Origin of the sequence: Saccharopolyspora elongata (assembly GCF_004348985.1) — a bacterium.
In the GTDB taxonomy this organism is placed as follows: domain Bacteria; phylum Actinomycetota; class Actinomycetes; order Mycobacteriales; family Pseudonocardiaceae; genus Saccharopolyspora; species Saccharopolyspora elongata.
Genome location: NZ_SMKW01000033.1, coordinates 94,267 through 104,541, shown reverse-complemented (window position 1 = coordinate 104,541; position 10,275 = coordinate 94,267). Strand labels below are relative to the sequence as shown.

The following is a 10,275-nucleotide window of genomic DNA, read 5'->3' as shown; positions in this document are numbered from 1 at the left end:
TCGTCGAGCGCACAATCGCCTGGTACCACGGCATGCGACGCCTCCGCATCCGCTGGGAACGCCGCGACGACATCCACGAAGCGTTCCTCGGCCTGGCCACCTGCATCATCTGCTACCGACACATCAAGACCCTTTGTTAGGAACCCTTAGAGAGCTCCGCCGTGCTAGCCGACCACATGCGCGCCTCGACGAGGTCGCCGAACTATGCAATCGGATCGGCTCGGCAGTAGTGACCGCATGAACAGCTCATCATTAATAGCAGTGCTCAACGCGGCAAGCCGTCGGGTCGGTCTGAGATCGGACGGCGCCGAGGTGATCCGGCTCGGTGAAAATGCCCTCTACCGCCTTCCAAATGGCGTCGTCGCACGCATCGCTCGAACCGGCCAAGATGCGGCAGCGGCAAAGGAAATCAACGTCGCGACCTGGTTAGAAGACAACGGAGTAGCCGCCGTGCGTCCCCGTCGCGACGTCGAGCAGCCGGTTGTTGCTCTCGGACACGCCGTCACGTTCTGGCATGAGCTACCACCACATCAACAAGGCACGACCGCCGACGTCGCTGCGGTGCTGCGGGACTTTCACAGTCTGCCAGCGCCCAAGTTCGACCTTCCCGAACTGTCACCGTTCGTCCGCCTCGCGGATCGGATCAACGAAGCACGCGCGTTGTCCCCGGACGATCGTGCGTGGATGCGCCAAAGGTTGTCCGAGCTTGAAGGCGCGTACGCCGACCTGCCGAAAGGTATGCCCCGACGTGCTATCCACGGGGACGCATGGCGGGGCAACGTCGCCTTAACAGCGGACGGCCCAGTTCTCCACGACTTTGAACGCTGCGCGTTCGGTCCTCCTGAGTGGGACCTCGTATCAACCGCGGTCGGGTACGTCACGACGCAAATGATCGACGCCGAAAAATGGCGAGCCTATTGCAAAACCTACGGCTACGACGTCACAGATTGGGACGGCTTCGAGGTCCTGCGAAACATCCGCGAGCTTCGAATGACCACTATGGCAGCGCAAGTAGCCAGCACAAACCCCACGGTCCAGCCTCAGTTGGCCCACCGCCTCGCCTGTTTACGCGGTGAGCACGGAACACGCCCCTGGCCAGGCTGGCACCCCGTCCCATGAAAGTCGAGATCAACAATCGCTGAGCTGAAGGCCTCCAGAGCTACCAGCGCGTTAAGGCCCGCCGGGGCGCTTCATCATTTTCCGGCACCGCGGCTATCCAGTCTGAGGAGTACCTCGAAACCGGCCTGATGCGAAGGAAGTGACCGTGTTCGCCCTGTCCGATCCCGACGTTCACGACGCGTGGCGATTGCGGCGTTTCCCGCGCAGGCGATCCTCGCCGGTGACGCTCCCCTCGTCCTCGACTCGCTGACTCGCACGAGGACTGCGGCGCCGTCACCGCCGGGCTCACCCTGCCCGACGGGACGGCGCCGCAGAAGGCGTCATCAACGAGATCGCGATGAGCAGACCTCAGGAGGCTGCTTCACACGCTCACTTCCTCCCGCTCTGCCGTGCTCTTGTCCGGGAACCGCGGTGCAGTCAGCAGCAGAACGCTCGCGACGGCGAGAAGCCCCACGGACGCGACGAGGGCGATGTCGTAACCACCGGTCGCGCTGCGCAGCCACGAGATCAGCAACGGGCTTGCACCGATCCCGACCACGAAGATCGCGTACAGCACGCCGAACAGGCGGCCGTAGCAGGCCAGGTCGTAGTAGCGGGCGGTGAGGTACCCCATGACGTCCACCTCGCCGCCCAGCGACAGGCCGAGGCCGATCGCGGCCACGACGGCGAGGTCGGGGCCGCCGAGCAGCAGGGCGAGGAACCCGGCCGCGGCGACGGCGAGCACGATGGCGGCGACCTTCGGCGCGAAGAAGCGGTCGACGAGCAGACCCACCACCAGCCGCCCGACGATCAGCGCCACACCGACGAGGCTGGCCGTTCCCGCCGCGGAAGCGGCCGACACACCGGCGTCGCGCAACAGCGGGACCAAGTGCACCGACATGCCGCCGAGGGCGAGCGCGAGGAGGAGGAAAGTCACCGCGAGGCGGCCGAAAAGCGCGGTGCGCAGCAGCGGCGCGAGCCGCGGGGCGGCGGACACCTCCTTGCGGGCTGCCGCGCGAGCGAGCCCGCGCGAGCGCGGCATCAGCACGCCGACGACCACCGCGCCCACCAGCACCACGATCCCCAGGATGCGGTAGACAGCGCGCCAGTCCTCCGCGATCTGCGCACCGAGGATCTGTGGTGCGAGGAACGCGACGAGCCCCGCACCTGCCAAGGCGATGCCGAGTGCGATCCCGCGAGCCCGGTCGAACCGCTCGTTGACCGCGCGGGTGAACGAGACCGGCGAAGAGGCCGCCGCCAGCACGTACATCAGGGCCGACAGCAGCAGGAAGCTCGTGAAGGGCTGCCCGACTGCCGAGAGCGCCATGAATATCCCGCCGAGCGCGGCGAGCGACAGCGCCGACGGGATCCGCACGCCGTAGCGGTCGACGACCAAACCGATCAGGGGCGACAGGATGATGTTGATGATGGAGCCGATGAACAGCACCGACGAGATCTGGCTGCGGCTCCAGCCGAACTCCGCCTCTAGCTCCGGGATGAACAACCCGAAGGTGTAGAACGGCAGCGACGCGATCCCGAGACCGATGCCGATCGTGGCGGCGGTCAACGGCCGCCAGCCGCGCAGGATCTCGGCACCGGGCCCGGCCACCTGATCGCGGCCGAGCCTGCCCCCCACTGTTTCACTCATTGATTCCTCCTGGCGACGTACTTCGACTTCCACCGCCAGGCCGGGCGGAAGTCCGCCGCCGGCGGGTCCTGACGCACTGCCGCCATCACACCTTCCGCGCCTGGGCGTTCCAGTACTCGTCGCGCAGCTCGCGCTTGAGCACCTTGCCGGCGGGCGACCGGGGCAGGCCGCGGACCAGGATCGACTTGGGCGCCTTCACCGGGCCGAGCCGCTCCTCGCAGGTCCGGATGATCGCCTCGGCATCGATGTCCCGACCCGGCTTCGGCTCGACGACCGCGGTGACCGCCTCGCCCCACTCGTCGTCCGGCAGGCCGATCACCGCGCAGTCGTGGACCTCGGGGAAGGTGTGGATCACCGCCTCCACCTCCGAGGAGAAGACGTTGAGCCCGCCGCGGGTGACGATCAGGTCCTTCTTACGGTCGACGATGTAGATGTAGCCGTCCGCGTCGCGCAGGCCGATGTCGCCGGTGCCGTGCCAGCCGCCCGGCCGCCGGGTTTCGGCGGTCGCCTCCGGGTTCTCCCAGTAGCCGGGGAACACCAGGTCGGAGCGGACGGCGATCTCGCCGGTCCGCTCGGGCGGCAGGACGTTGCCGTCGTCGTCGATGATCTCGACGCGGGCGACGACCGTCGGCTTGCCGCAGGAGGCCAGTAGCCTGCGGTCACCGTCCGGGGCCACGGCCCGTGCGGCGTCCTCGGCGGTGAGCACCGTGAGGGCCAGCGGCGCCTCGGACTGCGAGTAGAACTGGGTCATGACCGGCCCGAACACGTCCACGGCCTCGGCCATTCGCTCGGGGGCGACGGGCGATGCCGTCAGGAAGAAGTGGCGCAGCGAGGAGTAGTCGTGGTCGCGGACCGACGGATGTGCCAGGAGCTCGTACAGGTTCGAGGGCGGCAGGAAAAGACGGGTCACCCGGTTGCGCTCGATGGAGGTCAGGATCTCCTCGGGCACCGCTTCCCGGTGGATGATGACCGATCCCCCTGCGCCGATCGCCGGGAAGGCGAACGAACCGCCGGCGTGGGCCAGCGGCGTCGCGCAGATGTAGCGGGGCGGCTCGGGTTCGGCGGCGTGCGCGCTCACCGCGACGTACATCAGGTGCGCCTGCCGGTTGTTGATCGGCACGATCTTCGGTTTGCCGGTGGTGCCACCGGTTCTGATGAACAGCATGTTCTGGCTGGAATCCACCGGGAGCAGCGGCGCCGTCGCGCCTTCCGGTGCCATCCACGTGGTCAGTTCCGGGTCGCCCTCGCGGCCGGGGCCGATCGAAACCGTCGTCCGCAGGGTGGGGACGCGCTCGATGAGCGTTGCGGCGAGCTCGGCCTGAGAACCGTGGTAGATCAGCCGGGTGCACTTCGCGAGGTTGAGGAAGTCGACGAGGTCGTCCGCCGCGCTGGCCGCGTGCCCCGCCATCCAGATGCCGCCGGCGCGGATCACGCCGACCGCGCAGGCGAACGCGTACGCGTCGGGCGGGCTCAGTATCGACACGCGTTCGCCCTGCTCTAAGCCCTCTTTCAACAGCCCCACCGCGACCCGGTGGCTGACCGAGGTGAACTCCTCGTGCGTCATCAACACGGTGCCGTCGGGATCGACCATGCACGGCGCCTGGGGGTTGATGCTGGAACCTCGGTCGAGGTAATCGATGAACATCATGACTGGAAGAACTCCATTGCTGCGAGATGTGCGCTTCAGCGACGGGGTCGAGCCCGGCAGGCTCGGTCGCTCACCGATGAGACGTTCCGCCGGCGCGGATCGTTGCAATAACTTCGTCGACGCTGAGGGTTCCGTTCGCGCAACCGCGAAGCAGTGCCAATACGCGCTCGTCGCGATATTCGCGCCAGGGCGCGGCGTCTTTCGGCTCCTCCGCCGGGATCTGGTCGATGAGGGACGTCAGGACCTTGCTCCCGCCCAGTTCCTCGAAGGTCGACACGCCGGCTTTTCGCATGTACCGCACGCACTCCACCCATCGGACCGCGTGGGTTATCTGATCGGCCAGCGTTTCCCGGATGGCTTGCGCGCCCGATCCGAAGGGCAGGCCGGTCACGTTGGAGACGACCGGCGTCCGGATCTCACCGAACTCGACCGTGTCCAGGAACGCCCGGAACTCCTCGGCGGCCGTCGCCATCCACGGCGAGTGGAAGGCCCCGCTGACCCGGAGCGGAACAAATCCCCGGACGCCGTCCAGCTTTTCGAAGACCGGCTTGATCCGCTCCAATTCTTCCTTGCTCCCGGACAGCACGTGCTGCTCGGGAGCGTTGTAGTTGGCGATGACGACCCCAGCGACGCCATGCGCTTCCAGCGTCTCCGCGATGGTTTCCCCGGACACGCCGACCACCGCCGCCATCCCGCCGCCGTCGGCCTGGCCCATCAGCTCCGCGCGACGCTTCACCAGCCGCAAGCCGGTTTCGAAATCGAAGGCGCCTGCCGCGAAAAGCGCGTTGTACTCGCCGAGGCTGTGGCCTGCCAGGTAATCCGCGGGCGCCGCGTCCTGCCGGCGCGCCGTCAGGTAGTGCAGCGCGTTCACGACGTAGATCGCGGGCTGCGCGTACGTGGTTCTGCTCAGCTGCCGGTCGGGATTTTCCAGGCACAGCGCCTCGATCGAATACCCGAGCACCTCGTCGGCTTGCCGGCACAGCTCCGGGAAGTGCTCGAACAGGCCCTTGCCCATTCCCTTCTTCTGCACTCCCTGACCCGGGAAGACGTAGGATCGCATCAGCTGACCTCGCATCGAAAATGAGGGTTTTCCAACCTCGTTTTGCATAGCGGTGCGGGTAGCGGAACCTCAGAGCTTCCCTGGTCTGTGGGTGCCCCTCCTGATGTATGTCCAATACACGGCGGAGGGGCCGTCCTCGCCAGGAAAGCTCTGAGAACCCGCGGCGGTGCCGGTTGCGAGAGTGGGCTAAGCGCTTCGCGCTTGCGAGAACTCGCACTTGCTGGGCGCTCAAGCGTCGCGGCTACGGTCGCAGCGGGATGAAAAAGGCTCATCAGGCGGCGCCGCCTTCGACGTAGGTCTCCACGCACGTCTGCTCGATCGCGGCGAGCGGACCGTCGTCGTGCAGGATGGTCATGTGGTTGGCCGCGTCGATGTCCACCACTCGCAGCGCCGGGAGCTCGCGCTCCCAGTCCTGCCGGTAGTTGACGTGGTCCAGGGAGAAGGTCTCGCTGGCCACTTGGAAGTACGGTTCGAGATCACCGAGGAAGAGCCCCCGGCGGTTCCGGAAGTACGTGCAGTCCACGGCCGTCGGGTCCACCAGCGGCCGGACCTCGTAGTCGGCGAGCCCGTAGGCGAGCTGCACCCCGATGTTGCGGAGGGTGAAGTCCACGATCTGCTCGCGGCTCATGGACAGGCCCCGCTCGACGGCGAGATCGGCGAGCCGCCGCACGAGTTCGGCCTCGTCCACCGTGGCGTCGACCTCGTCCTGGTGGATCAGCAGTCGCGTCACCTCGGCGAGGTCCTTCTCCCCGGCCGGCCAGAGCAACGAGTTCACCACCTGCATGGCCGCGCTCCGGGCCGTCGCGGACCCGCTGGCGTTCGACTTCGCCAGGCCGGTGCCGTCCGGCGAGTCCACCATGATCAGCGAGTTCACCGCGTGCCCCTGCTGCTGGAGCAGGCGGGTGATCTCGTAGGAGACGATTCCGCCCAGGCAGAACCCGCCGACGTCGTAGGGGCCCTCGGGCTGCACCGCGCGGATGATCTCGGTGTAGTACTCGGCCATCTTCGGAATGCCTTCGACGGGCGCGTGTTCCGTCATGAAGCCACGGGCCTGGATTCCGTAGAACGGGCGGTCGATCTTCGCGGCGATCGTGCGGTACGTCTCGACGCTGGCCAACGCGCCGTGGATCCAGAACACCGGCCTGCCCTCGGTCACGCCGTTCAAGTGCACGAGCTCCGGGAACTGCGGGCCCTCGGGCAGGCTGCCGTCCGCGGCCACGGTCGACAGCCGGGCGACCACGTCGTCCAGGGTGTCGTTCGGCTGCAGCCAATCCGGCTGGAACGCCGGGAACGCGCCGCGGAGGCGGCCCAGCACCGCCACCAGGAGCAGCGAGTTGAGACCGTAGTCGGCCAGCGCCTTCGAGCCGTCGACCTCGTGCTTTTCGAGGCCCAGCACCGACGCCACGAGACCGGTGACGAAGTCCTCCGGCCCCACCGCGCCGACGCGTTCACCGACGGCCGCCGGTGCGGGGACCGACCGGCCCGGGGACTGCATGTCGAAGCACATCCGCCGTTCGAACGGGTAGCCCGGCAGCGGAATCCTCCGGCGTCGCGCCCCCTGGTGCAGCAGGCTCCAATCCACGGACGCGCCCGCCACCCAGCGGTCGGCCAGGAGATCCATGCGCCGCTGCGACACGAGGGAACGGAGGAACTCGTCGGTGTCGGCGGACGAGTCGACGATGCCGCGGTCGCGCTGCGCACCGTCGGCGACGGCCACCCGCGCGCGCATCTCCGGGTCGTCGTCGAGCCATCCGCGGAGCACCTCGGCCGCCTCGTCAGCGGTGGCCGCGATCAGCGCCAGCCTGCAGTCCATCGCCTCGCGCCCGACCTGCAGGGTGTATGCGACGTCCGCCCAATTCTCCGGGACCGCGTTCGTCGACCAGTCGACGAACTGCCTCGCCCGTTCGCGGAGGGCGTTCCCGGTCTTGGCCGAGAGCACGAGGATCTGCGGCGAATGCGTGCTCTCCTGCGCGTCCTCGCCGTGGACGGGCAGGTGCTGTTCGAGCACCGCGTGCGCGTTCACGCCCCCGATCCCGAAGCTGTTGATGCTCGCACGACGCGGGAGCGCACGGCCGTCGTCGCCGGTGCGGACGGGCCACGGGACGGTCTCCGCGGCCACCCGGAGCCGGGTTCCCGCCAGGGAGATGTTCTCGTGCAGACGCCCGAAGCCGGGAATCGCCGGGACCACGCCGCGTCGCACGGCCTGGACGGTTTTCACCAGCGCTGCCAGACCCGAGAACACCTCGGTGTGCCCGATGGACGGCTTCACGCTGCCGAGGTAGATGGCGGAGTCTTCGCCGTCCGGCGCCGCGGTGTCGCCTCCCAGGCTCGCGCGGAGCGCCGCGATCTCCGCGCTGTCCGCCAGCATCGAGCTCATGCCGTGGGCTTCGACGTAGGAGACGGTGCCGGGGTCGATACCCGCGTCGGCGTAGGCGCGTGCGATGGCGGACTTCATGCCGCGGACGTTCGGCGCCGTGAACGACACGCCCTTGCCGCCGTGGGCGACGCCGGTGCCGCGCACCACGCCGTAGATGGTGTCCCCGTCGTCGATCGCCCTGCTGAGCGGCTTGATCAGCACGGCGCCGGCACCCTCGCTGCGCACGGTGCCGTCGGCGTCCTGCTGGAACGGGCGCACGTCCCCGCTGGGGCTGAGCATCCCCGCCGCCCGCATTCCGGCGAAGCGGGCCGGTGACATGATCAGGTTCACGCCGCCGACGAGGGCCTGGTCGCATTCCCCGTCGCGGATGGACCGGATGGCGCGGTGCAGGGCCACCAGCGACGACGAGCACGTCGTGTCGCACTGCTCGCTCGGACCGTGCAGGTCGAACACGTAGGAAATGCGATTGGGGATCAGCGCGGGCGCCGGCGAGCTCATCAGGCTCGGCCCGCCGTCGGCGTCCGGCGCTCCGGGCTCGTACTCGCTGGCGGTGGCGGCGACGAACACCCCCGTGGGCCGCGTCCGCAGCTCTGCAGGCTGATAACCCGCGTCCTCGATGGCGTTCCACGCCGCCATCAACATCAAGCGGAGCTCGGGGGTCACCTGCCGCGCCTCGGTCATCGACATGCCGAAGAAGAGCGGGTCGAATTCGTGGATCTCGTCCATGAACCCGCCCCGGATCGCGGCCGTGTCCACGCCGTCGCCCTGGAGGGCCCAGTCAGCGCGCCGCATCGGCGGGCTGGTGATGCAGCGTACGCCCTGTTCGACGACTCGCCAGAACTCCTCGATGTCGTTGGCCTGGGGGAACCTCGCGGACATCCCCACGATGGCCATCGCCTCGGGCTCGGCCTCCTCCCCGATCGGCACCGCGCCAGCAGGTGCGCTCACTTCCGGGGGAGCGCCTCCGGCGCTTTCTCCGCTGGGGCCCGGGGTTTCGGGCTGGAGCGGAGCTTGGATCTCGGAGGCGTACTCGGTGACGATGAACTCGCTGAGCTCCGCTACGGTCCCGTGCTCGAAGAGCACCGTGATGTCCAGGTCGATGTCGAGCTGCTCACCGACGGCACGGGCCACGTTCACCGCGAAGATGGAATCGAGACCGTAGTTCGAGAACGGCTCGTCACGCGCGATGCGGGAGCGGTCGATGCGCAGCGATTCCGCCAGCACGTCGAGCACTGTCCCCGCAACGTGGTCGAGCAGGCGATCCGCGGGCGCGGACTCACCGCTCTGGCTGACCGGGGCCGGGTTTTCGCGTACCGGCGCCCTCTCAACCGACTCCGGCGCTTGATCCGGCACGGACTCGCGCGCCGCCGTGCTCGCCTGCCGCACGACTCCGTCGCTCTCGGCCACGATGATCTGCTGACCGAGATCAGTGGCTTCCCGCAGCGGCAGGGTGACCGGCCCGTACCCCTCCTCGGCGAGGACGCGCTGCCAGCCTTCGACCGACAGGAGCGGGCTGCCCGGGATCCGCGACTCCGCGTCGTCGTAGAGCCACCACCCTTCGAGCAGACCGAAGGTGAACGCGTTGAGGAAGTTGTTCGCCGTCACCTCGTTGAGCAGCAGGATTCCGCCCCTTTTCAGGGGCGCCTTGGCGTTTCGCAACGTGTTCCGGATGTTCCGGGTGGCGTGCAGCACGTTGGCGGCGATGACCACGTCGTACTCGCCGACGGGGATTCCCTGCTCGGCCACCGCGTGCTCGATGTCCAGGATGCCGTAGGTCAGGAACGGGCTGGTCGGCCCGTAGGACCGCTCGGCGTGTTCCAGGAACGCCCGGGAGAGATCCGTGTAGCGGTACTCCCGCACCGCCAGGCCCTCGGCCCGGATGGCGTCCAGGACGATGGCGCTCGTCGCACCGGTTCCTGCGCCGATCTCCAGGATCCTCGGCTCGAAACCGGCCTCGGCATCAGCCCGGCGCCGCAGGTGGGCGACCAGCTTGGCGGCGAGTGCCGTGCTGAAGTAGATCGATGCCGGGTTGGACTTGTACGCGTTCTCGACCAGCTCCACCGACGCACCCGGGAACATGACCTCCGTGGCACGCCGCTTCCCGGTGACGATGTCGGGCAGGACCCGGAGCGTCGTCTCCACCAGCAGATGGGTGGCGGCCAGGTCGGGATTCCCCTGCCAGTGCGGCTTTTCCGCCTCCCACTCGCGCCACAGCTCATCGAGCGGCCGGTGCCCCCGGGCTTCGCCGACCAGGATGCTGTCGTCCCGGCGCTCGAGGTAGCCCTCGACCTCGAGGACGCGAACGCACTCGGCGAACCACAAGTCGTACACCGGCAGCAGACCGGCCGCTTCCCGCGCCGCACCCAACGTCTGCTCGGATCGGCTGAACGCCCCGAGAACACGCAGGTGAGACCACAGGAAGTCGCACAGCAGCCGTTTCATGA

5 protein-coding genes and 1 pseudogene are annotated in these 10,275 nt (G+C 68.3%); 2 read left to right on the top strand and 4 right to left on the bottom strand.

The window, feature by feature from the left end; translation table 11 throughout:
• Together E1288_RS48950 and E1288_RS24065 are read left to right on the top strand one after the other, a co-directional pair.
• Positions 1-140: pseudogene (locus E1288_RS48950) on the top strand (IS5/IS1182 family transposase); the annotation flags it as partial.
• 121 nt (positions 141-261) lie between these two features.
• Entirely contained in the window at positions 262-1,119 is an 858-nt protein-coding gene (locus E1288_RS24065; RefSeq protein WP_235883769.1) for a phosphotransferase enzyme family protein, read from the top strand.
• A 361-nt stretch (positions 1,120-1,480) separates the two neighbouring features.
• Here E1288_RS24065 and E1288_RS24060 read toward each other — a convergent pair whose 3' ends face one another.
• The 4 genes from E1288_RS24060 to E1288_RS24045 all read right to left on the bottom strand — a co-directional run bounded on the left by E1288_RS24060 (position 1,481) and on the right by E1288_RS24045 (position 10,273).
• Entirely contained in the window at positions 1,481-2,746 is a 1,266-nt protein-coding gene (locus tag E1288_RS24060; RefSeq protein ID WP_132488712.1) for an MFS transporter, read from the bottom strand.
• Positions 2,747-2,831: 85 nt separating this feature from the next.
• The gene (locus E1288_RS24055) at positions 2,832-4,394 is read right to left on the bottom strand and encodes an AMP-binding protein (RefSeq protein WP_132488710.1); all 1,563 of its coding nucleotides are present in this window, start codon (positions 4,392-4,394) and stop codon (positions 2,832-2,834) included.
• Between the two features lie 70 nt (positions 4,395-4,464).
• Positions 4,465-5,454 carry an ACP S-malonyltransferase gene (gene fabD, locus E1288_RS24050; protein WP_132488708.1) on the bottom strand — a complete coding sequence of 330 codons (990 nt, stop codon included), beginning with the start codon at positions 5,452-5,454 and terminating at the stop codon, positions 4,465-4,467.
• 271 nt (positions 5,455-5,725) lie between these two features.
• Positions 5,726-10,273 (bottom strand): beta-ketoacyl synthase N-terminal-like domain-containing protein, encoded by a 4,548-nt coding sequence (locus tag E1288_RS24045; protein ID WP_132488706.1) that lies wholly within the window; start codon positions 10,271-10,273, stop codon positions 5,726-5,728.
• Positions 10,274-10,275: the final 2 nt, after the last annotated feature.

Coding starts and splice junctions, on each gene's coding strand:
- E1288_RS24060 (WP_132488712.1), bottom strand. CDS start 2,746: ATGAGTGAAACAGTGGGGGGCAGGCTCGGCCGCGATCAGGTGGCCGGG.
- E1288_RS24055 (WP_132488710.1), bottom strand. CDS start 4,394: ATGATGTTCATCGATTACCTCGACCGAGGTTCCAGCATCAACCCCCAG.
- fabD (WP_132488708.1), bottom strand. CDS start 5,454: ATGCGATCCTACGTCTTCCCGGGTCAGGGAGTGCAGAAGAAGGGAATG.
- E1288_RS24045 (WP_132488706.1), bottom strand. CDS start 10,273: ATGAAACGGCTGCTGTGCGACTTCCTGTGGTCTCACCTGCGTGTTCTC.